Source organism: Halopseudomonas pachastrellae, assembly GCF_900114765.1.
GTDB classification, from domain to species: Bacteria; Pseudomonadota; Gammaproteobacteria; order Pseudomonadales; family Pseudomonadaceae; genus Halopseudomonas; species Halopseudomonas pachastrellae.
The window spans coordinates 76,180-99,693 of the sequence record NZ_FOUD01000012.1 but is presented as its reverse complement, the minus strand read 5'-3'; the positions used below and the strand labels follow the sequence as shown (position 1 = coordinate 99,693).

Genomic DNA, 23,514 nt, shown 5'->3' with positions numbered 1-23,514 from the left:
CCAGCGAGCGGGGCTTGCGTTAAAATGCCGCCTCTTTTTCATCCGAACGACCTAGCAGGGGGCCGTTACATGTTTAGCCGTTCCAACGATATTGCCACTTTCGATGCTGATCTCTGGGCTGCAATGGAGCAGGAAGCTGTCCGTCAGGAAGAGCACATCGAGCTGATTGCCTCTGAGAACTACACCAGCCCGGCAGTCATGCAGGCGCAGGGCTCCGTACTGACCAACAAGTACGCCGAGGGCTATCCGGGCAAGCGCTACTACGGTGGCTGCGAGCACGTTGATGTTGTTGAACAGCTGGCCATTGACCGCGCCAAGGAACTGTTCGGTGCCGATTACGCCAACGTGCAGCCGCACGCTGGCTCGCAAGCCAACGCCGCTGTCTATCTGGCGCTGCTGCAGGCCGGTGATACCATTCTGGGCATGAGCCTGGCACACGGCGGTCACCTGACTCACGGTGCTTCCGTTTCGTCCTCCGGCAAGCTGTACAACGCCGTGCAGTACGGCATCAACGATCAGGGCCTGATCGATTACGACGAAGTCGAGCGTCTGGCCGTTGAGCACAAGCCGAAGATGATCGTTGCCGGTTTCAGCGCCTACTCTCAGGTACTGGACTTCGCACGCTTCCGCGCCATTGCCGACAAGGTTGGTGCTTACCTGTTCGTTGACATGGCTCACGTTGCCGGTCTGGTTGCCGCTGGTGTCTACCCGAATCCGGTGCCCTTTGCTGACGTCGTCACCACCACTACCCACAAGACCCTGCGTGGTCCGCGTGGTGGTCTGATTCTGGCGCGCGCCAACGAAGAGATCGAAAAGAAACTGAACTCCGCTGTGTTCCCCGGTGCCCAGGGTGGTCCGCTGGAGCACGTGATTGCTGCCAAGGCGATCTGTTTCAAGGAAGCGCTGCAGCCCGAGTTCAAGACCTACCAGCAGCAGGTGGTCAAGAACGCCCAGACCATGGCCAAGGTATTTGTCGAGCGCGGCTTTGACGTGGTATCCGGCGGCACCCAGAACCACCTGTTCCTGCTGTCGCTGATCAAGCAGGACATCACCGGTAAGGATGCTGACGCTGCTCTGGGTCGCGCCTACATCACCGTGAACAAGAACAGCGTGCCGAACGATCCGCGCTCGCCGTTCGTTACCTCCGGTCTGCGCATCGGCACCCCTGCGGTGACCACGCGCGGTTTTGTTGAGGCTGACTGCGAAGCGCTGGCTGGCTGGATCTGCGACATCCTCGACAACATGGGCGATGAGTCCGTGGTTGATCGCGTACGTGAGCAGGTCAAGGCCATCTGTGCCCGCCTGCCGGTATACGGCGCCTGAACCTGCACGGGCTCCAGTAAAAACCCACGATCATGATCGTGGGTTTTTTTTGTCTCAAAATGGGGCATTTGGTTATATGCTGGCAACACCGCCGGGCGCGCATGGATGCCGGCGTGACAACAAGAGACTGGCCATGAAGCATTTGGCAATCATGTTTTTGCTTGCGTTGTGCTGGCTGCCGCGGGCTTGGGCAGAACCGCAGGCGCCCTTGCGGGTGGCCATGCTACCGTACCCCGACTATGCCGAGTACGATGCCGATCGGCGTGCTGACGGCCACGCGGTGCGGGTGATTCGGCGTTTGCTGGAGCGCGCCGGATACGCCAGCGAGATTCGGCTGTTGCCCGTGGCCCGGGTGCGCCTGGGGCTGATGTCCGGCGAACTGGATCTGTGGCTGGGGCTGAACAATCAGGTGGATCTGGAAGCATACACGCTGCAGACCCAGTCCAGCTTCGGCGCGCTGCCGATCAACCTCTACTATCGCCCTGATGAAGCGGTGCCCAGTTGGCCCGATAGCTTGCGCGGGCGCACGCTGATCCTGATCACCAACTACAGCTATAGCCTGCCTGTGTCACGAACCCTGCAGGACCCCAGGCTGGCGTTGCAAACGCGCGCCAGTAGCTCGCATGCCGGTGCTATTCGCATGTTGTTGCGCGGGCGCGGAGATTACCTGCTGGATTACCGCGGGCAGGTGGCCGCAGCACTGGACTCGCTGGGTATGCAGGCGTTGCCGCACGTAACGGTTGATCAGCCGACCATGCGCCTGTTTGTGTCACGTCAGCGGTCAGACGCCAGAGCGCTGGTCAATCGGCTGGACCAGGCCTTCGACGCGCTGGTGGATGAGGGTGTCGATATGGATGTGACGCGGCAATAGTCGACATATGCGCCCCGGCATGCTTGCGCCCGATCGCGCGGCTTGATTGAATGGCCGCCCTGTCTGGCCACGGGCGAGTGGTACGTGGGCAGGATGTACAACGGCAAGGGATGGTCTGCGATGCAAGACACTTTCAAGGTAAGTTGCAAGGGCGAGCGGGACTCCGCTATTGATGAGCAGCAGCTGCGCGATAATCTGCAGCGTCTGGGGTTCGGCAGCAAGCAACTCGATCGGTTGCTCAATGGCACGCCAGTCACGATTAAATCCGGCCTGTCGCAAGCCATGGCCGAGCGTTATCAGAAACGTCTGGCAGATGCGGGTCTGATTACTCAGGTGTTGCCCGACGGTGCCACGCTGGTTGCGCCGCCTGCACCACCGGCGCCGCCCGCGGCGCCAATTCAACAGCCAGCCCCCGGCGCGTCGCAGCGTCGCCTGGTGCCGTTCCAGTTTACTGGTAATGGCAGCGAGTACTTTGGTATCTGGATCGTCAACATCCTGCTGATGGTGGTGACGCTGGGCTTTTACGCGCCCTGGGCCAAGGTGCGTAACCTGCAGTATTTCTACGGCCACACCGTGCTGGAGAAGCAGAGCTTTCAGTATCTGGCCGACCCCTGGGTGATCTTTCGTGGGCGCCTGGTGGCGGTCGCAGCCTTTATCGTCTGGTCAATTGCTTCCAACTTTTTCCCGATTGCGGCCATGGCGCTGCTGGTGATCTTTATTCCGCTGGTGCCCTGGATCATTACGCGTTCGCTCAAGTTTCATGCGATCAACAGCGCCTATCGCAATATTCGCTTCGACTTTGTTGGCACCTACTGGCAGGCGGTCAAGGTGGTTTACCTGTGGCCGTTGGCGGCGATCCTCACGCTGGGGCTGCTGGTACCTCTGGCTGTGCAGCGCTGGCACCAGTTTCTTACCGAGGGTGCGCGATACGGTCGTAGCGCCTTTGCGTTGAACCTGAGTGTCGGGCAGGTGTATGTGTTCTTTCTCAAGATGCTGGGCGTGTTTATCGGCCTGCTTCTTATCGGTGGTGTGCTGTCGCTGGTGTACCAACCGATCATGGCCGTTTTTGTCATGGCGGCTTACCTGGCCCTGTTTGGTTACTTCATGGCGGGGCTGACCAATCTGGTGATCAACAGCATCCAGCTCGAGCAGCACGGTTTTGCTTCCAACCTTGGCAAGCGGCGCATGGTCTGGATCTTCTTCACCAACTCGCTGCTGATCCTGCTGACCATGGGCTTTTTCACGCCCTGGGCCAAGGTGCGCATGGCCCGCTACCGCGCATCCTGCTCGGAGATGGAAGTGGCTGGTGATCTGGATGGCTTTATCGCCGGTGAAGCGCAGCACGCTGGGGCTGTCGGCATGGAGCTGGGGGACGCCTTTGATGTCGGCTTCGGCTTTGGCTGAGGGGCGCGTTGCTGGCCGTTACTTCGACGGCCGCTCCAGTCAGGCCCGTGCTGCCGAGGCGCGTGTCGAGGCGGGGCAGCTGGAAGTGCACCTGGAAGGCGGCGAGCGCCTACAGTTTGCAGCGGAGCAGGTACGCCTCGGTACGCAGGTTGGCAGCGCCGGTTGCTACCTGCATCTGGGGGAGGGCGCAGCGCTTGAGTCGACCGATGTTGCCGGTGTGCAGGCGTTGGTGCGGGCGCTGCGCTCGTCAACCGCCGGAACGCTGTGGCTGCATCGCCTGGAGATCAGCCCGCGACTGATTGTGCTGTCCTTGCTGGTGACGGTGGCGTTGATGGTCGGCGGCGTGGTTTGGGGCGTGCCCTGGGCATCGGACCGCATTGCCAGTATGCTGCCGGAGTCGCTGGAGGAGTTGGCCGGCAGTGAGGCGCTGGATGCCATCGACCGTACCTGGGCCGACCCAAGCGAGTTGCCCGAGGCCCGGCAGCAGGCGCTGCTGGTACATATGCAGCCGAGCCTGCAGTGGCTCACCGGGCAGTATCCTGAGCGTACCCTGAAAGTGCATTTTCGCTCGGCACCGGCGTTGGGCGCCAATGCCTTTGCTTTGCCCGGCGGGCATCTGGTGTTCACCGATGCAATGGTTGAGCTGGCGCAGCACGACGACGAGCTGGTTGCGGTGCTCGCGCATGAAGCGGGACACGCGGTCCATCGTCACGGCATGCGCAATCTGGTGCAGGGCTCGCTGCTGGTGTTTGTCATGGCCTCGATGACCGGCGATATGTCGGCTGCCTCGGACCTGGTGACGGGCGTGCCGGCCTTGCTGGCAACGCTGGCCTATCGGCGGGGCATGGAAGAGGAGGCGGACGACTTTGCGCTGGACATGTTGCGAGCACGGCACATCTCGCCGTCGCGCTTTGTCGACATCATGCAGCGGCTGGATCCGCCGCGCGAGGGGGATGAGGCCGGCTCTGTGGGTCGCTTCCTGTCGACCCACCCGCCAACCCCGGAGAGGATTGAGCGCTTTCAGGAAGCTGAGTAGGGGCTGCGCGGGCGACGCGGCAGCCCCCTTTACTCTGCCTCCTTTGGCGCGCCTCAGCGCAGCTTGAGGGTGCTCAGCGTGCGCTCACGCACCTGCTTGAGCAGGGCGCCGTCATTGACCAGCGACTGACCGTAGGATGGCACCAGCTCGCGCATGCGCGCCAGCCATTCCGGGCTGGCGATACGATCCTTGAAGCAGCGCTCCAGCACGTCGATCATTGCCTGTACGGCAGTCGAGGCGCCGGGGGAGGCGCCCAGCAGGGCGGCCAGGGTGCCGTCTTTGGCAGCGACAATCTCGGTACCAAACTCCAGCTTGCCGTGGCCCTTGGCGTCTTTTTTGATGATCTGTACGCGCATGCCGGCATTCTGCAGTTTCCAGTTCTTCTCCTGTGCATCCGGGAAGAAGTTGCGCAGAGAAGCAACGCGGTCCTTGTGCGACTGGAACGACTCGGCAATCAGGTACTTGGTCAGGTCCATGTTGTCGCGACCAACTGCCATCATCGGGGCGACGTTGTAGGGTTTGACCGAGGAGAACAGGTCAAACACCGAGCCTTTTTTGAGGAACTTGGTGGTAAAGCCGGCGAACGGGCCAAACAGCAGCGCAGGCTTGCCGTTGATGATGCGCGTATCCAGGTGCGGAACGGACATGGGTGGTGCGCCGACCGGGGCCTTGCCGTAGACCTTGGAGCTGTGGCGCTTGACCACGTCCTGGTCCTGGCAGACCAGCCATTGGCCGCTGACCGGAAAGCCGCCGTAGCCCTGGCTTTCGTCGATGTTGGATTTTTGCAGCAGCGGCAGCGAGCCACCGCCCGCGCCGAGGAATACGAACTTGGCGTTGATCTCCAGATCCTTGCCGGTCTTCTCGTCCTCGACGACAACGCGCCAATGGCCACGCTTGCTCTTACGCAGCGATTTGACCGAGTGGCTGAGACGCAGATCAAACCCGTCCTGCTGCTCCAGGTGGGCAATCATGCGGCGGGTGAGCGAGCCAAAGTCGACGTCGGAGCCATGTTCGACGCGGGTGGCGGCGAAGGGCACATTGGTGTCGCGGCTGGACATGATCAGCGGCATCCACTCGCGCAGTTGCTCGGGAGACTCGCTGAACTTCATTTCGGCGAACAGGTGATGGTTGCTCAGCAGCTCGTGACGCTTGCGCAGGAAGGCAACGTCCTTTTCGCCCCAGACAAAGCTCTGGTGCGCGGTGGCATTGATGAAATCGGAGGGGTTCTGGATGATGCCTTGTTCTACCAGGTAGCTCCAGAACTGCAGGGTTACTTCAAAGGACGCGTTGATTGCCAGCGCGCGCTCAATGGTGACATTGCCATTCTGGTCTTCGGGAGTATAGTTCAGCTCGCAGTAGCCGGCGTGCCCGGTGCCTGCGTTGTTCCAGCCGTCGGTGCTTTCATGGGCCACGTGATCCAGACGTTCGACCAGGGTAATGGTCATGGCGGGATCCAGCTGTTTGAGCAACATTCCCAGGGTGGCGCTCATGACACCACCACCGACCAGCAATACATCCACGTTCGTTGCCGTCATTTACCTGTCGCCTCTTTGCTAAAAATCAAGGAGCCTGAGCTCTCCAGTGATCATACTGGCCAATGTCGGGGCGGCTAGCAAACGGGCTTGTCCTCGGCTGACGCTTTTGGCTGCGCCGAGAGCACGTCAAGCAATGTGTGCTGTCAGCTCCGAACGCCCGGGCATGTGTTATCAGTGTTGGCTGATGATGTTGCGGTTGGCACTTCGTGTGGAATTGCCGGCCAGGGCTCAATGGACGGAGGGTGATCTGCCATTGGAGTAGTTCAGAGAAGGCGTATCATACCGGTTTCTTTGTTCGGGTGACAGGCGCTGCAGCCCTTCATTGGGTCAAAGCAGCGCTCGCAATGACCGACTTTGGTCGCAAATGCCGGTAACAGGACAGACTTTGTGTTTTTTGTGCGCCGGGCAGGGTGCCGGTTTTACCTGGAAAAAAGGGGATGTGGATGCGGGATGTGGTGATCGTTGGTGGTGGCGTCATGGGCTGTCTGACTGCGCTGGAGTTATTGCAGGCGGGTTGTCGCGTAACTGTGCTGGAGCGCGGCGAGCTGGGGCGAGAGGCGTCCTGGGCGGGCGGCGGGATTGTGTCGCCACTCTACCCCTGGCGCTACAGTGCCCCCATCAGCGCGCTGGCGCGCTGGTCGCAAGACTATTACGGCGCCCTGGCGCGGCACCTGCTGGCGGACACCGGCATCGATCCCGAGGTACAGCCCTGTGGGCTTCTGTGGCTGGACATGGACGAGCAGGCCCAGGCGATGCAGTGGGCAGCGCAACAGGACAGGCCGCTGCAGCAGGTAGACGAGCAGTTTATCTATCGTCAGGTACCGCAGCTGGCGCCGGGGTTTGCCGGGGCCCTGTGGCAGGCTGACTTGGCGAACGTGCGTAACCCCCGCTTGATGAAAGCCCTGCGCGCACGATTGCTGCAGTTTGACGGCTTTGCGCTGCGTGAGCACTGCGCCGCGTTGGGGCTGCAGCAAGAGGCAGAGCGGATCACCGGTGTGCAGATCGCCGGCGGCGTGGTGAGTGGCGATGCCGTGGTGCTCTGTGCTGGCGCCTGGGGCGGGGACTGGTTGGCCGCCGAGGGCTTGACGCTGCCGGTTGAACCGGTGAAAGGGCAGATGCTGTTGTATCGGATGGAGCCCGGCTGGTTGCCGTCGATGGTGATGGCCGAGGGGCGCTACGCCATTCCCCGGCGAGATGGGCACATTCTGATTGGCAGTACGCTGGAACACGCCGGCTACGACAAGACCACCACCGAGCAGGCGCTGGCCTCCCTGCGCCAGAGCGCAGAAGCCCTGTTGCCTGCGCTGGCGCAAGAAGCACCCGTCGCTCAGTGGGCGGGCCTGCGACCGGGCTCGCCCGACGGCGTGCCCTATATCGGGCCGCTCGCCGCGCTGCCGGGGTTGTGGCTGAACCTGGGCCACTATCGCAATGGCCTGGTGCTGGCGCCGGCATCATGCCGCCTGCTGGCTGATCTGCTGCTGGAGCGTGCCCCGGCCATCGATCCGGCACCTTACCTGCCGGATGGCCGTCTGCGCCAGGGCTGATTCAGTCGTCGAGCCCGAGCTTTTTCAGGCGATAACGCAGCGAGCGGAAGGTCAGACCCAGCCGCTTCGCTGCGGCGGTCTTGTTCCAGCGGGTTTCTTCCAGTGCCTGGGTGATGGCCTGGCGCTCGATATTGTCCAGATAATCTTCCAAGTGGTCGATCTGGCTGAGGTCCTGGCTGTCGTCGCCCTGGCTTGCCGTGCACGGGCTCAGGTAGAGATCACCAGCATCGATCTGTTGTTCATCGCACAGGGTGAAGGCACGCTCCAGCGCGTTTTCCAGTTCCCGTACGTTGCCGGGAAAGCGGTAGCTCTGCAGGCGGTCCATGGCGCTGTCGGTCAGGCGCGGCGCGGGCATACCGTTGCGTTGGGCCAGACGCGCAAGAATATGGCGGATCAACAGTGGCAGATCTTCGCGCCGCTCGCGCAGTGGTGGCACCTGCAGCTCGATCACATTGATGCGGTAAAACAGATCCTGGCGAAAATGCCCCTGCGCCACTTCCGCGGCCAGGTCCTTGTGCGTGGCGCTCAGCAGGCGCACATCGATTGGTTCTTCGCGCTGGCTGCCCAGTGGCCGCACGGCCTTTTCCTGAATGGCGCGCAGCAGCTTGACCTGCATGGCCATGGGCAGGTCTGCTACCTCATCCAGGAACAGGGTGCCGTGATTGGCCGCCTGAAACAGGCCGGGCTTGTCCGCTACTGCGCCGGTGAAGCTGCCCTTGCGGTGGCCGAAAAACTCGCTTTCCATCAGCTCGGACGGAATGGCGCCGCAGTTGACCGGCACAAAGGGCTGATCTGCCCGCGGGCTGAGTGCGTGGATGCGCCGGGCGACCAGTTCCTTGCCGCTGCCAGACTCGCCGCTGATGTACAGCGGCGCTTGGCTGCGTGCCAGTTTGCCAATCTGTCTTCGCAGGCGCTCGATGGGCGGCGAAATGCCCAGCAGCGGGTCGTCGTCGCTGTCAGTGGGGCTGTCCGGCTTTGGCTGGTTGAGGCGCAGGGCTGTAGCAACCAGTTCGCGCAGCCTGGTGAGGTCGACCGGCTTGGTCAAAAAGTCAAAGGCGCCTGCTTTTAGCGCGTTGATGGCGGTGTCCAGGCTGCCGAAGGCGGTGATCATGGCCACGGGGGTAGCCGGGCAGTGCTGTTGGATATGGCGCACGATGGTCATGCCGTCGCCGTCAGGCAGACGCATGTCGGTCAGGCACAGCTCAAAGGACTCTGCGTCAAGCAGTACGAGCGCCTGCTCCAGCGTGCTGGCGCGGCGGGTCAGCAGGTCCATGCGCCCCAGCGTCATCTCGAGCAGTTCGAGAATGTCCGGTTCATCGTCAATGATCAGCACCGTGGGTTGAGTCATGGGCCGGGCCTGTCTCCTGTCTGTCCGTGGATGCCCATCATACCAGTCGTTTGGGATGCGCGAAGGTGATGCGCATGCAGCAGCCATGCGGTTCTACGCTGTCGCACTCCAGGCGAGCCTGGTTGCTTTCACACAGCTCGCGGGAGATGTACAGGCCGAGGCCGGTACCGCTGTTCTCTGTAGTGTAGAAGGGCTCGAAGATATGGCCGACATGCTCGCTGGCAACGCCGGGGCCGTGATCGATGATCTCCAGCGTCGGTAGCTGCGTGTCAGGGTGCAGGTACAAGCGCAGATAGATGGTGCGGGGCGTGCCGGGCTCGCCGCTGTAGCGCAGGGCGTTCTGGCACAGATTGCTGACCACCTGGGTCAGCTGATTGGGGTCGATGCGGGTCAGAATGCCTTCTTTCTCGATTTCGCAGTCGATGCTGTCAGTGGCCGGGTGTGCAGCGCGAAAATCCTGCAGAAAGGCCGATGTCCAGAGCGCCAGGTCCAGCAGTTGCGGCTCGCTCGGGCGGCGCCGGGAGAGCTCCAGCACGGTCTCGATGACCCGGTTCATGCGTTGGGAGTGTTGCTGGATGATCTCGGTCAGGCGCAGGTCCTGACGCGACAGCAGGTCGGACTCGTTGAGCAGTTGTGCGGCATGGCTGATGGCGCCCAGCGGGTTACGGATTTCGTGGGCAATACTCGCGGTCAGGCGTCCAAGGGAGGCCAGTTTCAGCTGCTGGGCCTGCTGCGCTACCTGAGTGTTGTCGTCCAGAAAGACCAGTATGCTGCCTTTGCTGTTTTCGCCCAGCGGCTTGAAGTTGGCCATCAACTCGGCGCCGCCACTGTGGCTGTGGAACGAGGTGCCGCGCACTGAGGGGTTGCGTTGCCATTGGCGCAGTCGCTGTTCCAGCTCCGGTGCAATGCGTTCGAGCTTGGAGCCGGTAGGCAGCTCGCGGCCGAGCATCTGGGCGCAAGCTTCGTTGCTGGTAACCACGCGCTGATCGTCCGAAACCACCAGAATACCGGTGCGCATGCGCTGGATGATCAACTGGTTGAGCTGCTCCATGCTGGCCAGGCTGGCGGCCTGTTCGCGTGCGAGTATCTCGGACAGGTGCAGGCGCCGGCTGACCCGTTGCACGAACATGGCCACGGCAAAGTAGATGGCGCCGAGCACCCCGGCCTGCAGGTAGCTTTGGCCGATATACGGATGGGTCAGGCTGAGGAAGAACGTCAGGTAGATTAGCACCAGACTGGCCAGCGCCGGCAACAGCAGGCCGATTCGCCCGTGCAGCAGCACGTTACCGATGGCGACCGGAATGATCAGCAGGTTGCCGAAGCCGCTGCCAATGCCGCCGGCTGCGTAGAAGATCACCCCCAGCATGCCGATATCCAGCACCGCCAGGATAAACAGGTGGAGGTCACGCCGCCCGCGATGCAGCGACAACGCAATCAATACGTTGATGAACAAGTAGATCCAGCTGGCCTTGGCGTAGACGTCGGCGTCGCTGACCGACAGCACACCTTCGCGCAGGGCCGAGCTGGTCAGTAGCGTCAGGCCGAAGCCCAGAATCACCCGATAGAGGTTGTACAGGCGCAGTATGCGCGGGCGCTGGGAGTCTATGCGTTCAGTGCTGGCTGTGCTCATCCCGGTGTTCCGCGCAGCAGTACCAGTGATTGTTGGCGCGCAGGGCGCTGTCCTGCGGCAGATGTACCTGGCACTGCGCACAGCGCACCATCAGCGGCGGCTCCTGCTGCGCTCGTGCGCTCTGTTGCTGGCGTTGAGTTGCCTGCTGTCGCTGCAGGCCGCGCCACAGGCGCAGGGCGAACCACACCAGCAGGGCAAGAAAGATGAGTTTGATCAGTCCCATGAAACAGGCTTGTGTCGAGAGTGGAGTCGGGCGTTGCCTTTGCATGCGGCAACGCGTGTCGAGTTGGGCTGCGGGCCCCAGTGTATCCCATGGCCCGCCCACACCAAAGCCATCTTGCGATTGCGGGTGCGCAGCGCTTGCCGGACAATAGGCCGCATCTTGAGTCAGGAGAAGCAACATGACGGCGACATTGCGCATCGTGATGGCCCAGCTGAACATGCGGGTGGGTGATATTCCGGGGAATCTCGCGCGCATCATCGAGGCAGCCCGGCACGCTCGCGACGAGCTGGGCGCCCGGGTAATCGTGTTCCCCGAGCTGTCGCTGTGTGGCTACCCACCGGAAGATCTGCTGCTGCGCTCCAGCATGCAGGCACGCATCAGCCGGGCGCTGGACAGCCTGTGTGAAGAGGTATCGGGCATCTACATGGTGGTCGGCTACCCCTGGCAGGAAGGCGATGCCTGCTACAACAAGGCCGCTGTGATTGCCGACGGCCGCCTGCTGGCGTCCTACGCCAAGCAGCAGTTGCCCAATTACCGCGTCTTTGATGAAAAGCGTTACTTCACCGAGGGTAACGAATGCTGCCTGCTGGAGATTGATGGCCTGCCAGTGGCTGTCACGGTCTGCGAGGACATCTGGCATCCGCAGCCGATGGCGCAGGCGCGGGACGCCGGTGCTCGGCTGATGCTCAACCTCAATGCCTCGCCCTTCCACATGGATAAACAGCGCGAGCGCGAGGCCATGCTGGCCGGTCGCGCCGCTGAGGGTGGCATGCCCATTGTCTATGTGAATCAGGTCGGTGCCCAGGACGAGCTGGTGTTTGACGGTGGCTCGGTAGCGGTTACTGCCGACGGTCAGATCGCCTGTCGGGTCGAGGCCTTTACCGAAGGGCTGTATCCGGTGGATGTGCACTTTGACCAGAGCCAGGTGATCCTGCGCCAGGGCGCCGTGGCGGCCATGCCGGAGCTGGAGGCCAGCGTGTACCAGGCGCTGGTGACCGGCGTGCGGGACTACGTCAACAAGAACGGTTTCAAGGGCGTGGTGCTGGGGCTCTCTGGCGGTATCGACTCGGCCCTGACGCTGGCGGTTGCAGTCGATGCGCTCGGTGCAGAGCGCGTTGAAGCGGTAATGATGCCGTATCACTATACCTCGGGCATGAGCCTGGAAGACGCCGAAGCCCAGGCGCGCACCATGCACGTACACTATCGTGTGCTGCCCATTGCGCCTATGGTCGAGGCGTTCATGCAGACGCTGGAGCCGGTGTTTGAGGGCTTGCCGCGCGATACCACTGAAGAAAACCTGCAGGCGCGCTGTCGCGGCACGTTGTTGATGGCGCTGTCGAACAAGACCGGCTCGCTGGTGCTGACCACCGGTAACAAGAGTGAGATGGCCGTGGGTTACGCCACGCTCTACGGTGACATGGCCGGCGGCTTTGACGTGCTCAAGGATGTGCCCAAGACGCTGGTCTTCCGGCTGGCCGAGTACCGCAACACCCTTGGTCCGGCGATTCCGCAGCGCGTGATTGATCGCCCGCCATCCGCCGAACTTGCGCCCGACCAGAAAGACGAAGACTCGCTGCCGCCATACCCGGTGCTGGACGAGATTCTGCGCTTGTACATCGAGCACGACCTGTCTGCCAGCGCCATTGTTGCTGCCGGTTTTGAAGAAGATGTGGTCAAGCGCGTTGTTCGGCTGGTCGACCTGAACGAATACAAACGCCGTCAGGCAGCTGTGGGGGCGCGTATTACCCAGCGGGGGTTCGGTCGTGACCGTCGTTATCCGATCACTTCAGGGTGGGGGATGGAGGATTAAGGCGCGGCTAGCCGCGCCGCTGGAGGCTTGAAGCTGGAAGCTTGAAGTAGACCGAGCTATTGCAGGTGTCGGTTTTTACTCAAGCCGCGCAAATCCTGCTTGACCCGGATTGCGATGAGCTCACCCTGATTAAGCTTCCAGCTTCCAGCTTCCAGCTTCCAGCTTCCAGCTTCCAGCTTCCAGCTTCCAGTTTCCAGCTTCCAGCTTCCAGCCTCTAGCTTCCAGCCTCTAGCTTCCCCACAAAAAAGCCCGCCAAGGCATTCGCCGTGGCGGGCTTTTTTGTGGGGCGTCCCTCAGTCGATCAGACCAAAGGTGATCTTGTTCCAGAAGGTGCGGCCGGCTTCCTGGCCGCCGACGCGGATTTCGCGGGGCAGGGCGTCTACGGCATCCTGGTACTGACGTTCCATCTCGCGTTCCATCTGGGTTTTGGCCATGCGTGGCGGCGGGGCGGTGACGGCGTCGATCACGCCAACCGAGGTCGCCTCCAGCCAGTCCAGATCGGCTTCGGCCGGCTCAATGTGGTGCTTGAACTTGCCGTCGACCAGTGCCGGGTGATCGGGGTAGTTGAGCTGCAGGGTCTGCAGTGCGCTGTCGGCCAGGTCGTACATGGCCAGGCGGTTGTAGCCTGCGACCATCAGGGCGAGGCCGTCGCCTACAGCTGGGGTCTGCTGGAAGTTCTCGACGATGTAGCGGCCACGGTTGGCGGCTGCCAGATAGGCGCCACGCTTGAGGTAGTAGTGGCCCACGTTGACGTCATAGGCCGCCAGCAGATTGCGCAGGTAGACCATGCGCGCACGGGCGTCGGGGGCGTATTGGCTGTTCGGGTAGCGGTTGATCAACTGGGCAAAGTCGTTGAACGAGTCACGGGCGGCGCCCGGGTCGCGACGGGTCATGTCCAGCGGCAGAAAGCGCTCGATGATGCCGCGGTCGCGGTTGAATGACGCCAGGCCACGAATGTAGTAGGCGTAGTCAACGTTCGGATGGGTCGGATGCAGGCGGATGAAGCGGTCAGCTGAAGCGGTGGCTGCTTCAGCCTCAACGTTCTGATAGTAGGCGTAAATCAGTTCGAGCTGGGCCTGGTCCGCGTAGCGGCCGAAGGGGTAGCGGGCTTCCAGCGCGCGCAGGGTTTCAACGGCGGCGCCGTAGTTCTTGGCGTCCAGGTCTACCTGTGCCTTGCGGTACAGCTCAGACTCGCTGAGCGACTCGTCAATGACCGGTGTGTTGGAGGAACACGCGGCCAGCAGTGCCAGTGCGCCGACCAGCAGCAGATGTTTCAGCGACATATCATGACATCCGAATGGGCGGGTCGCGCTGTTTCCAGTGCGGCCGTCCTGTTATAGTTTGGGGCCTCTACAGCCTTGTCCGGACTCCCCGGACTGGCCGTATTTAACCACAGCGCCCGGTTGAATCCAAAAAGCGATTGCGGCCATTGCCAGCGCCTTCTGTCCCCAGCGAGTTCCCCCCATGTCAGATCGTATTCGTTTGTCCGCACAGGTCAGCCCGGAGTCGGGTGGTCAACGCCTTGACCAGGTCGCCGCCCAATTGTTCCCGGACTTCTCACGCTCGCGGCTGCAGGGCTGGATCAAGGACGGCAGCCTGCTGGTTGATGGCGAGCGCAAGCGCACGCGCGACAGCGTGTACGGTGGCGAAGAGCTGACGCTGGATGCCGAGCGGGAGGTGCAGGGCGAGTGGCAGCCCGAGGCGATCGAACTGGATATCTTGTACGAAGACAGCGCCCTGCTGGTGATCAACAAGCCTGCGGGCCTGGTGGTGCACCCGGCGGCAGGACACCAGGACGGCACGCTGCTGAACGCGCTGCTGCACCATTGCCCGGAGCTGGCCAAGGTCCCGCGTGCAGGTATCGTTCATCGTCTGGATAAAGACACCACCGGCCTGATGGTTGTCGCCAAAACCATCGAGTCGCAGACCGATCTGGTGGCCCAGCTGCAGGCACGCACGGTCAGTCGCGAATACGAGTGTGTGGTCACCGGCGTGATGACGGCCGGTGGCAAGGTCGACCAGCCGATTGCCCGGCACGGCACCCAGCGCCAGAAGATGGCGGTAGTGGCCGGCGGCAAGCAGGCGATCAGTCACTATCGCGTGATCAACCGCTTCCGCGCCCATACCCACGTCAAGGTCAAGCTGGAAACCGGGCGCACCCACCAGATCCGCGTGCATATGAGCTATATCCACTTTCCGCTGGTGGGCGACCCGGTGTACGGCGGGCGCCTGCGTATTCCGCCGGGTGCGAGCCCTGAGCTGATCAAGGAGCTGCGCGAGTTCCCGCGTCAGGCGCTGCACGCACGCCGCCTTGAGCTGGAGCACCCTGACGACGGTCGTCACATGAGCTGGCAGGTGTCGCTACCTGAGGACATGCAGCATCTGCTGGCCTTGCTGCGCGAGGATGGTGAGATCGGCGAATGAGCATGCTGTGGATGAGCGCCGAGTGGCCTGCGCCAGCGCACGTACGCACCTGTATCACTACGCGCCGGGGCGGCTGCAGCCAGGGCGTGTGGAAAGGCTTTAACCTGGGTGACCATGTCGGTGATGACCCGGCCCACGTTGCCGCCAACCGCGCCGAGCTGGAACGGGTGCTGGGGTGTCAGCCGGCCTGGTTGACCCAGGTGCATGGCACCGAGGTATGCAAGGCGGACCCGACCCAGGTCGTTGAGGCGGATGCCAGCTGGACCGACCAGCCAGGCATTGCCTGCACCATCATGACCGCTGACTGCCTGCCGGTGCTGTTCTGTGATCGCGAGGGCAGTCGCGTCGCGGCTGCCCATGCGGGCTGGCGTGGCTTGCTTGACGGCGTGCTGGAGCAGACTGTGCGCCGGCTTGGTGGCTCGGCCAGTGAGCTGCTGGTATGGCTTGGGCCCGCTATCGGCCCTGCCGCCTTTGAGGTGGGGGCGGAGGTGCGTGAGGCCTTTGTAAAGGCCGATGCCCGCGCCACTAGCGCCTTTACCCCGGCGGAGCGTGAAGGGCACTGGTTTGCCGATCTGTACCAGCTCGCCCGTCAGCGCCTGGCTGATGTTGGAGTGCGTCAGGTCTACGGCGGTGATGAGTGCACCTGGTCGGATGCTGCGCGCTTCTTTTCCTACCGCCGGGATGGGCAAACCGGGCGCTTTGCCTCGCTCATCTGGCTGGAGTCGCCAGTCGCCGGCTAAAGGGCGACAAAAAATTGACCACATTTATTTTGTGGTCACTTGAAAGCGCGATAATCGTCCCTATTACTCTGTCATCTCAGATGAATTTGCCTGCCGCCGAGTGTGTGGTCGGGCACAGATTAGAGGACCTTTACTCATGCGCATTGACCGTATGACCAGCAAGCTCCAGGTCGCCCTGTCCGACGCCCAGTCTATGGCGGTCGGCCGTGACCACGCCCAGATTGATCCGCTGCACCTGTTGCTGGCGTTGATTGAGCAGCAGCACGGCTCGGTCAAGCCGTTGCTGATGCAGGTCGGCTTTGATATTGCCGCCTTGCGCGCCGCCTTGGGTGAGGCGCTGGAGCGTTTGCCCACTGTCAGCAACCCGACCGGCGACGTTAGCCTGTCGCAGGAGCTGGCGCGCCTGCTGAATCAGGCCGATCGCCTGGCGCAGAAGCAGGGCGATCAATTCATTTCCAGCGAGCTGGTGCTGCTGGCCGCCATGGATGAGAACACCAGTGCCGGCAAGCTGCTGCTGAGCCAGGGCGTATCCAAGAAGGCGCTGGAAAATGCCATCAACAACCTGCGTGGCGGTGAGTCCGTCAACGACCCGAACGCCGAGGAATCCCGTCAGGCGCTGGACAAATACACCGTTGATCTGACCAAGCGCGCCGAAGAGGGCAAGCTGGACCCGGTGATTGGCCGTGATGACGAAATCCGCCGTACCGTGCAGGTGCTGCAACGCCGTACCAAGAACAACCCGGTGCTGATCGGCGAGCCCGGTGTGGGCAAGACCGCCATCGTCGAGGGGTTGGCCCAGCGTATCGTTAACGGCGAAGTGCCCGACGGCCTGAAGGACAAGCGTCTGCTGTCACTGGATATGGGGTCGCTGATCGCCGGTGCCAAATTCCGCGGTGAGTTTGAAGAGCGCCTCAAGGCCGTACTCAACGAGCTGTCCAAGCAGGAAGGCCGGGTCATTCTGTTTATCGATGAGCTGCACACCATGGTCGGCGCCGGCAAGGCAGAAGGTGCCATGGATGCGGGCAATATGCTCAAGCCTGCGCTGGCGCGCGGCGAGCTGCATTGCGTTGGTGCCACCACGCTGGATGAATACCGCCAGTACATCGAGAAGGATGCGGCGCTGGAGCGGCGCTTCCAGAAGGTGCTGGTCGATGAGCCGTCGGAAGAAGACACCATCGCCATTCTGCGTGGCCTGAAAGAGCGCTACGAAGTGCACCACAAGATCACCATTACCGATGGCGCGATCATCGCTGCGGCCAAGCTGTCGCACCGTTACATCACTGATCGCCAGCTGCCGGACAAGGCCATCGACCTGATCGACGAGGCGGCCAGTCGTATCCGCATGGAGATCGACTCCAAGCCCGAAGCGCTGGACCGTCTGGAGCGCCGCCTGATTCAGCTTAAGGTTGAGCGCGAGGCGCTGAAGAAGGAAGACGACGATGCAGCGCTGAAGCGGCTGGAGAAGCTGAAGGAAGAAATTGCCCGGGTTGAGCGCGAGTACGCCGATCTGGAAGAGATCTGGAAGGCTGAGAAAGCCGACGTGCAGGGCTCTGCGCAAATCCAGGAAAAAATCGAGCAGGCCAAGGCCGAGTTGGAACAGGCGCGGCGCAAGGGTGACCTGAACCGCATGGCCGAGCTGCAGTATGGCGTGATCCCTGACCTGGAACGCAGCCAGCAGATGGCCGAGCAGCACACCAAGCCGGAGAACCAGTTGCTGCGCAACAAGGTGACCGACGAGGAAATCGCCGAGGTCGTCTCCAAGTGGACCGGTATTCCTGTGTCCAAAATGCTTGAGGGCGAGCGCGACAAGCTGCTGCGTATGGAAGATGCGCTGCACAAGCGCGTGATCGGTCAGCATGAGGCGGTGGTCGCGGTGTCCAACGCCGTACGTCGCTCCCGTGCAGGGCTCGCAGACCCGAACCGCCCGAGTGGCTCGTTCATGTTCCTTGGCCCGACCGGTGTGGGTAAAACCGAGCTGTGCAAGGCACTGGCCGAGTTCTTGTTTGACACCGAGGACGCCATGGTGCGGATCGACATGTCCGAGTTCATGGAGAAGCATTCGGTTGCTCGCCTGATCGGTGCGCCTCCGGGCTACGTCGGTTACGAAGAAGGCGGTTATCTGACCGAAGCGGTGCGTCGTAAGCCGTACTCGGTGATCCTGATGGATGAGGTCGAGAAGGCGCATCCGGATGTGTTCAACGTGCTGCTGCAGGTGCTGGAAGACGGTCGTCTGACCGACAGTCAGGGCCGCACGGTCGACTTCCGCAACGCCGTGGTGGTGATGACCTCCAACCTGGGCTCGGCGCAGATTCAGGAGCTGGTCGGTGACCGGGAGGCGCAGCACGCGGCGGTGATGGACGCGCTGACCCAGCACTTCCGTCCTGAGTTCATCAACCGGGTCGACGAAGTGGTGGTGTTCGAGCCGCTTGGCAAGGACCAGATCGCCGGTATCGCCGCGATTCAGCTCAGCCGCCTGCGTCAGCGTTTGGCCGAACGCGAGCTGGATCTGCAGCTTAGCGACGAGGCGCTGGAGAAGCTGGTTGCGGTGGGTTACGACCCGGTCTACGGCGCGCGGCCGCTCAAGCGGGCGTTGCAGCGCTGGATCGAAAACCCGCTGGCCCAGCGTATCCTGGCTGGCGACTTCGTCCCGGGCGCGACCATCGAGGCCAAGGTCGAGAACGACGAGTTTGTGTTTGTCGGCTAATTGACGCTGGAGTGATAAGAAACCCCGCACGGGAAACCGTGCGGGGTTTTTGTTTATCTGTTGATTTGTTTTGGGCGGGGTATTGTTCAGGTCTGCTTTTCGCCTTTACGGCGAGCAGGGGGAAATGCTTGGCCATTTCCCCCTGCACCCCCTAGGCCACCCCGACTACGCGGCCCTTCGGGTTCGCTGCGTTGCTCGGTCTAGCGGGGGACGGCAGAACTCGGCTCTGCGAGCCTCAGACATGCTGCCGTCCTTTTTCCCGCCAGCCCTGCGCTACTCGCCCGCGTAAACGGGGACCCGGGTCCGTGCTGAGTTCACCAGCTGGTGCCAGAATCTACAACCTCCGACATGGTGAGCAAAAAAGCCCCGGGAAAATCCCGAGGCCTTTTCTTGCCGCTCAATCCAATGCTTACAGCAACATCGTCCGAATATCCCCCAGCAACTCACCCAGGCGCTTGGTGAACTGCGCGGCCGCTGCGCCGTTGATGGCGCGGTGGTCGTAGGAGAGGGACAACGGCAGCATAAGCTGTGGCTGGAAGCTGGCGCCATCCCAGACCGGCTGCATGGTGGCCTTGGAGACCCCAAGAATTGCCACTTCCGGGCTGTTGACGATCGGCGTGAAGTAAGTACCGCCGATGTGGCCCAGGCTGGAGATGGTGAAGCAGGCGCCTTGCATGGCGTCGGCTCCGAGCTTCTTGTTGCGCGCCTTGTCGGCCAGTTCGGCCGCTTCGGCTGCCAGCTGCAGCAGGCTCTTCTTGTCGACATCACGGATAACCGGTACCAGCAGGCCGTCCGGGGTGTCTACGGCAAAGCCGATGTGCACGTACTTCTTCTGAATCAGCTGCTTGCCACTGGCTGCCAGCGAGACGTTGAAGTTTGGCTGCTCACGCAGCAGATGCGCACAGGCCTTGAGCAGGAACGGCAGCACGGTCAGCTTGACGCCGGCTTTCTCGGCGGCGGCTTTCTGCTCCTTGCGGAAGGCTTCCAGCGCGCTGATGTCGGCCAGGTCAAACTGGGTGACGTGCGGCACGTTGAGCCAGCTGCGGTGCAGGTTGCTGGCGCCGACCTGCTGCAGACGGGTCATGTCGACGGTCTCGATCTCGCCAAAGCGCGAGAAATCGACCTCCGGCATCGGCGGGATACCGCTGCCACCGGTTGCGCCGGCAGGGCCTGCCTTGCGTTGCTGCATGACGGCCTGCACGTGCTTCTGTACATCTTCCTTGAGGATGCGGTCACGCGGGCCGGTGGGCTTGACGTCGGTCAGGTCGATGCCGAATTCGCGTGCCAGCATGCGTACCGCCGGGCCGGCGTGTACCTTGGCGCCTTCGCGGCTCGGGCCACCAACCGGCGGCGGGCTGGCGGGCTCTTCGCTGGCGGTGTCGCTGCTGGCAGCAGGCGGGGCCTGCTTGGCGTCGTTCTGTTTGTCTTGCTGCTCAGCGGGCTGTGACTCTGCCTTGGTCTCGCTGTCGCCGCCACTGACCTGCATTTGCATGATCACATCGCCGGTCTTGACGTCCTGCTCCAGCTTGATGTCGATTGACTCGATGACACCAGCGAAGGGGGCGGGCAGCTCCATGCTGGCCTTGTCTGATTCCAGCACCAGTAGCGACTGGTCGGCCTCGACCTGATCGCCCTTGCTGACCAGAATCTCGATCACGCGGGCGCTGTCGGTGCCCAGGTCGGGCACCTTGACCGCTTCGCTGCGGCTGCCGCCGCCAGCGGCCGGCTTTTGTTGCTCGGCGCTGGTGTCGGCTTTCGGCTCGGGCGTCTGTTCTGCCTTGCTCTCGGCTTTGGCGGGTTGCTCGCTGCTGTCGTCTTGCTTGGCTTGCTCGCCGCCTTCAACGTCCAGCTCGATCAGTGGGTCGCCTTCTTTCAGGTTGTCGCCCAGCTTGAACTTGATGGCTTTTACCGTGCCGGCCTTGGGCGAGGGGATTTCCATGCTCGCCTTGTCCGACTCGAGTACCGCCAGTGATTGTTCGGCCTCTACCTGATCGCCTTCTTTGACCAGAATTTCAATGACCTCGCCTTCACCGCCGAGGTCGGGCACCTTGATGAGTTCACTCATGGGGTTCTCCTCAGCAGTCCAGCGGGTTGGTCTTGGCGGGGTCGATACCGAATGCCTTGAGGGCGTCGGTCAGCACCTTGGGCTTGAGCTTGCCTTGCTCCACCAGCGCGCTGAGCGCGGTGTAGGCCACCCAGTGACGGTCCACTTCGAAGAACTGACGCAGCTTGCGACGGCTGTCGCTGCGGCCGAAGCCGTCGGTGCCCAGCACCTTGTATGGCGCCGGAACCCACTGGCGAATCTGGTCGGCATACAGCTTCATGTAGTCGGTGGCGGCGATAACCGGGCCCTGACGCTTGTCCAGGCACTGCTCGACAAAGCTGGCCTTGGCCTTGCGGCTCGGGTGCAAACGGTTGTCGCGCTCGACTGCCAGGCCATCGCGGCGCAGCTCGTTGAAGCTGGTGACGCTCCAGATATCGGCGGTAACGCCAAAATCGTCTTTCAAAATGGCGGCGGCTTCACGTACTTCACGCAGGATGGTGCCGGAGCCCATCAGTTGTACGTGCAGATCGCCCGGCTTGCCGGTGGAGTCGAGCAGGTACATGCCGCGCATGATGCCGTCTTCAACGTCCTTGCCTTTGGGCATCGCCGGTTGGGCGTAGGCTTCGTTCATGACGGTCAGGTAGTAGTAGACGTTCTCCTGCTCCTCCATCATGCGGCGCGCGCCTTCGCGGATGATCACCGCCAGCTCGTAGCCGTAGGTCGGGTCGTAGCTGCGACAGTTGGGGATGGTCGAGGCCAGCAGGTGGCTGTGACCGTCTTCGTGTTGCAGGCCTTCACCGTTCAGCGTGGTACGGCCAGCGGTGCCGCCGATCAAAAAGCCCTTGGCGCGGCTGTCGCCAGCGGCCCAGGCCAGGTCACCAATGCGCTGGAAGCCGAACATCGAATAGAAGATGTAGAACGGCAGCATCGGCTGGTTGTGGGTGCTGTAGGCGGTGGCGGCAGCAATCCAGCTGGACATGGCGCCGGCCTCGTTGATGCCTTCCTCGAGGATCTGACCCTTCTTGTCCTCGCGGTAGAACATCACCTGATCCTTGTCGACCGGCTCGTACAGCTGACCGACCGAGGAGTAGATACCGAGCTGACGGAACATGCCTTCCATACCAAAGGTACGGGCCTCATCCGGGACAATCGGCACAATGCGCGAGCCCAGCTCCTTGTCCTTGACCAGTTGCGACAGGATGCGCACAAAGGCCATGGTGGTGGAGATTTCGCGGTCGCCGGTGCCGTCCAGGATCGCCTTCAGGGTGTCCAGCGGCGGAACCGGTACGCGCTGGCTTTCGACGCGGCGCTGGGGCATGTAGCCACCCAGTGCTTCGCGGCGGGCGTGCAGGTACTTGTATTCGGCGCTGCCTTCTTCCGGCTTGTAGAAGGGCAGTTTCTCCAGCTGATCATCGTTAACCGGGATGTCGAAGCGGTCGCGGAATTTCTTCAGGCTGTCGATATCGACTTTCTTGGTGTTGTGCGCGGTGTTCTGACCCTGGCCTGCGCCAGTGCCATAACCCTTGATGGTCTTGGCCAGGATGACTGACGGTTGACCTTCGTGGTTGACCGCATCGTGGTAGGCCGCGTAGACCTTGTACGGGTCGTGGCCGCCACGGTTGAGCTTCCAGATTTCTTCGTCGGAGAGGTCCTTGACCATCTCCTGCAGCTCGGGGCGGGTGCCGAAGAAGTGCTCGCGCACAAAGGCACCGTCTTTGGCCTTGTAGTTCTGGTAGTCGCCGTCGACGGCTTCTTCCATACGTTGTTGCAGCAGGCCGTTGTCGTCTTTGGCAAACAGCGGGTCCCACATGCGGCCCCAGATCACCTTGATAACGTTCCAGTCAGCGCCACGGAAGCTGCCTTCCAGCTCCTGAATGATCTTGCCGTTGCCGCGTACCGGGCCGTCCAGGCGCTGCAGGTTGCAGTTGATGACGAAGATCAGGTTGTCCAGTTTTTCACGACCGGCCAGCGAGATGGCGCCCAGGGTTTCCGGCTCGTCGGTTTCACCGTCGCCAACAAAGCACCATACCTTCTGCTTGCCCGGCTCGATAAAGCCGCGGTGCTCCAGGTACTTCATGAAGCGTGCCTGGTAGATCGCCTGAATCGGGCCCAGCCCCATGGAGACTGTCGGGAACTGCCAGAAGTCGGGCATCAGCCAGGGGTGCGGGTAGGACGACAGACCTTTGCCGTCGACCTCCTGGCGGAAGTTTTCCATTTGCTCTTCGCTGATGCGGCCCTCAAGGAAGGCGCGGGCGTAAATGCCGGGGGAGGCGTGCCCCTGGAAGAACACCAGGTCACCGCCGTGTTCGTCGGTCGGTGCCTTGAAGAAGTAGTTAAAACCGATGTCGTACAGCGTGGCGCTGGAGGCGAAGGTCGAGATATGGCCGCCCAGATCCGGGTCCTGCTGGTTGGTACGCATGACCATTGCCAGTGCGTTCCAGCGCACCATCGAGCGGATGCGGCGTTCCATGAACAGGTCGCCGGGCATGCGTGCTTCGTGGGTAACCGGGATGGTGTTGCGATACGGTGTGGTGATGGCGTATGGCAGCGGGGTGCCGGTGCGGCTGGCCAGTTCACTCAGGCGGGTCATCAGGTAATGGGCGCGGTCTTCGCCTTCGTTGTCCAGTACGGACTCCAGTGCGTCGAGCCATTCCTGCGTTTCAAGCGGATCAATATCGTCTTGCTTCATTATGGTCTCCAGACCTTGTGGGCCTTGCAGATGTTGGAAGCTGCCAGGTGCGTGCGGTCTGCAACGCGCCACAGCGTGCGCTTGCCAAACACCTGTGGGTGTTGTGACACATCGGGGTAAGATTGGTTCTGTAGTTTTACTACATAAGGGCGCCTTAATCTAGTCTTCAAAGGTCTAATATGTAGCGAT

At 62.2% G+C, this 23,514-nt stretch carries 16 protein-coding genes; 9 read left to right on the top strand and 7 right to left on the bottom strand.

Translation table 11 applies throughout. The annotated features are described in order from the left end of the window. The first annotated feature begins 69 nt into the window (after nucleotides 1-69). From glyA to BM116_RS10900, 4 genes are all read left to right on the top strand, one after another. Complete coding sequence (gene glyA / locus BM116_RS10915; protein ID WP_083725374.1) at nucleotides 70-1,323, top strand: serine hydroxymethyltransferase; 1,254 nt, start codon at nucleotides 70-72, stop codon at nucleotides 1,321-1,323. 133 nt (nucleotides 1,324-1,456) lie between these two features. After that, the gene (locus BM116_RS10910; RefSeq protein WP_083725376.1) at nucleotides 1,457-2,194 is read left to right on the top strand and encodes a substrate-binding periplasmic protein; all 738 of its coding nucleotides are present in this window, start codon (nucleotides 1,457-1,459) and stop codon (nucleotides 2,192-2,194) included. Nucleotides 2,195-2,314: 120 nt separating this feature from the next. Then, nucleotides 2,315-3,598, top strand: a complete 1,284-nt coding sequence (locus BM116_RS10905; protein ID WP_169847238.1) for a YjgN family protein — start codon at nucleotides 2,315-2,317, stop codon at nucleotides 3,596-3,598. Continuing rightward, complete coding sequence (locus tag BM116_RS10900) at nucleotides 3,576-4,634, top strand: M48 family metallopeptidase (RefSeq protein ID WP_169847239.1); 1,059 nt, start codon at nucleotides 3,576-3,578, stop codon at nucleotides 4,632-4,634. Before BM116_RS10905 ends, BM116_RS10900 begins: the two co-directional genes overlap by 23 nt. A 53-nt stretch (nucleotides 4,635-4,687) precedes the next feature. Here BM116_RS10900 and mqo read toward each other — a convergent pair whose 3' ends face one another. After that, nucleotides 4,688-6,169: a malate dehydrogenase (quinone) gene (mqo, locus tag BM116_RS10895; protein WP_083725382.1), complete on the bottom strand. Its 1,482-nt coding sequence runs from the start codon at nucleotides 6,167-6,169 to the stop codon at nucleotides 4,688-4,690. A gap of 437 nt (nucleotides 6,170-6,606) precedes the next feature. Between mqo and thiO the strand changes: the two genes are divergently transcribed. After that, a complete protein-coding gene (gene thiO / locus BM116_RS10890; RefSeq protein ID WP_083725384.1) occupies nucleotides 6,607-7,713 on the top strand; it encodes a glycine oxidase ThiO in 1,107 nt (368 codons plus the stop codon). Nucleotide 7,714: 1 nt separating this feature from the next. Here the strand turns inward: thiO and BM116_RS10885 are convergent, their stop codons facing one another. From BM116_RS10885 to BM116_RS10875, 3 genes are read right to left on the bottom strand one after another with little or no spacing between them, the layout of a single operon-like run. Further along, a complete protein-coding gene (locus BM116_RS10885) occupies nucleotides 7,715-9,061 on the bottom strand; it encodes a sigma-54-dependent transcriptional regulator (RefSeq protein ID WP_083725386.1) in 1,347 nt (448 codons plus the stop codon). Between the two features lie 37 nt (nucleotides 9,062-9,098). Further along, nucleotides 9,099-10,691: a two-component system sensor histidine kinase NtrB gene (locus tag BM116_RS10880; protein WP_083725388.1), complete on the bottom strand. Its 1,593-nt coding sequence runs from the start codon at nucleotides 10,689-10,691 to the stop codon at nucleotides 9,099-9,101. Then, a complete protein-coding gene (locus tag BM116_RS10875) occupies nucleotides 10,672-10,914 on the bottom strand; it encodes a PP0621 family protein (RefSeq protein WP_083725390.1) in 243 nt (80 codons plus the stop codon). Before BM116_RS10875 ends, BM116_RS10880 begins: the two co-directional genes overlap by 20 nt. A gap of 178 nt (nucleotides 10,915-11,092) precedes the next feature. On the opposite strand from BM116_RS10875, the gene BM116_RS10870 reads away from it, so the two are divergent. Next, nucleotides 11,093-12,724 carry an NAD+ synthase gene (locus tag BM116_RS10870; RefSeq protein WP_083725392.1) on the top strand — a complete coding sequence of 544 codons (1,632 nt, stop codon included), beginning with the start codon at nucleotides 11,093-11,095 and terminating at the stop codon, nucleotides 12,722-12,724. A gap of 293 nt (nucleotides 12,725-13,017) precedes the next feature. On the opposite strand, the gene BM116_RS10865 is transcribed toward BM116_RS10870, so the two are convergent. Further along, nucleotides 13,018-14,007, bottom strand: a complete 990-nt coding sequence (locus BM116_RS10865; RefSeq protein WP_083725394.1) for an outer membrane protein assembly factor BamD — start codon at nucleotides 14,005-14,007, stop codon at nucleotides 13,018-13,020. A 181-nt stretch (nucleotides 14,008-14,188) separates the two neighbouring features. Between BM116_RS10865 and rluD the strand changes: the two genes are divergently transcribed. The 3 genes from rluD to clpB all read left to right on the top strand — a co-directional run bounded on the left by rluD (nucleotide 14,189) and on the right by clpB (nucleotide 18,592). Continuing rightward, the gene (gene rluD / locus BM116_RS10860) at nucleotides 14,189-15,148 is read left to right on the top strand and encodes a 23S rRNA pseudouridine(1911/1915/1917) synthase RluD (protein WP_083725396.1); all 960 of its coding nucleotides are present in this window, start codon (nucleotides 14,189-14,191) and stop codon (nucleotides 15,146-15,148) included. Then, complete coding sequence (gene pgeF, locus BM116_RS10855) at nucleotides 15,145-15,888, top strand: peptidoglycan editing factor PgeF (RefSeq protein WP_083725398.1); 744 nt, start codon at nucleotides 15,145-15,147, stop codon at nucleotides 15,886-15,888. The genes rluD and pgeF overlap by 4 nt, the downstream gene beginning before the upstream one ends. Nucleotides 15,889-16,024: 136 nt before the next feature. Then, the gene (gene clpB, locus BM116_RS10850; RefSeq protein ID WP_083725400.1) at nucleotides 16,025-18,592 is read left to right on the top strand and encodes an ATP-dependent chaperone ClpB; all 2,568 of its coding nucleotides are present in this window, start codon (nucleotides 16,025-16,027) and stop codon (nucleotides 18,590-18,592) included. Between the two features lie 409 nt (nucleotides 18,593-19,001). Here the strand turns inward: clpB and aceF are convergent, their stop codons facing one another. Beyond that, nucleotides 19,002-20,657 carry a dihydrolipoyllysine-residue acetyltransferase gene (gene aceF / locus BM116_RS10845; protein ID WP_083725402.1) on the bottom strand — a complete coding sequence of 552 codons (1,656 nt, stop codon included), beginning with the start codon at nucleotides 20,655-20,657 and terminating at the stop codon, nucleotides 19,002-19,004. Between the two features lie 10 nt (nucleotides 20,658-20,667). Then, complete coding sequence (gene aceE, locus BM116_RS10840; protein WP_083725404.1) at nucleotides 20,668-23,325, bottom strand: pyruvate dehydrogenase (acetyl-transferring), homodimeric type; 2,658 nt, start codon at nucleotides 23,323-23,325, stop codon at nucleotides 20,668-20,670. Nucleotides 23,326-23,514 lie beyond the last annotated feature (189 nt).

What these genes read in the sequence shown, in the direction of transcription:
- glyA (WP_083725374.1), top strand. Translation starts at nt 70, where the DNA reads ATGTTTAGCCGTTCCAACGATATTGCCACTTTCGATGCTGATCTCTGG.
- BM116_RS10910 (WP_083725376.1), top strand. Translation starts at nt 1,457, where the DNA reads ATGAAGCATTTGGCAATCATGTTTTTGCTTGCGTTGTGCTGGCTGCCG.
- BM116_RS10905 (WP_169847238.1), top strand. Translation starts at nt 2,315, where the DNA reads ATGCAAGACACTTTCAAGGTAAGTTGCAAGGGCGAGCGGGACTCCGCT.
- BM116_RS10900 (WP_169847239.1), top strand. Translation starts at nt 3,576, where the DNA reads ATGTCGGCTTCGGCTTTGGCTGAGGGGCGCGTTGCTGGCCGTTACTTC.
- mqo (WP_083725382.1), bottom strand. Translation starts at nt 6,169, where the DNA reads ATGACGGCAACGAACGTGGATGTATTGCTGGTCGGTGGTGGTGTCATG.
- thiO (WP_083725384.1), top strand. Translation starts at nt 6,607, where the DNA reads ATGTGGATGCGGGATGTGGTGATCGTTGGTGGTGGCGTCATGGGCTGT.
- BM116_RS10885 (WP_083725386.1), bottom strand. Translation starts at nt 9,061, where the DNA reads ATGACTCAACCCACGGTGCTGATCATTGACGATGAACCGGACATTCTC.
- BM116_RS10880 (WP_083725388.1), bottom strand. Translation starts at nt 10,691, where the DNA reads ATGAGCACAGCCAGCACTGAACGCATAGACTCCCAGCGCCCGCGCATA.
- BM116_RS10875 (WP_083725390.1), bottom strand. Translation starts at nt 10,914, where the DNA reads ATGGGACTGATCAAACTCATCTTTCTTGCCCTGCTGGTGTGGTTCGCC.
- BM116_RS10870 (WP_083725392.1), top strand. Translation starts at nt 11,093, where the DNA reads ATGACGGCGACATTGCGCATCGTGATGGCCCAGCTGAACATGCGGGTG.
- BM116_RS10865 (WP_083725394.1), bottom strand. Translation starts at nt 14,007, where the DNA reads ATGTCGCTGAAACATCTGCTGCTGGTCGGCGCACTGGCACTGCTGGCC.
- rluD (WP_083725396.1), top strand. Translation starts at nt 14,189, where the DNA reads ATGTCAGATCGTATTCGTTTGTCCGCACAGGTCAGCCCGGAGTCGGGT.
- pgeF (WP_083725398.1), top strand. Translation starts at nt 15,145, where the DNA reads ATGAGCATGCTGTGGATGAGCGCCGAGTGGCCTGCGCCAGCGCACGTA.
- clpB (WP_083725400.1), top strand. Translation starts at nt 16,025, where the DNA reads ATGCGCATTGACCGTATGACCAGCAAGCTCCAGGTCGCCCTGTCCGAC.
- aceF (WP_083725402.1), bottom strand. Translation starts at nt 20,657, where the DNA reads ATGAGTGAACTCATCAAGGTGCCCGACCTCGGCGGTGAAGGCGAGGTC.
- aceE (WP_083725404.1), bottom strand. Translation starts at nt 23,325, where the DNA reads ATGAAGCAAGACGATATTGATCCGCTTGAAACGCAGGAATGGCTCGAC.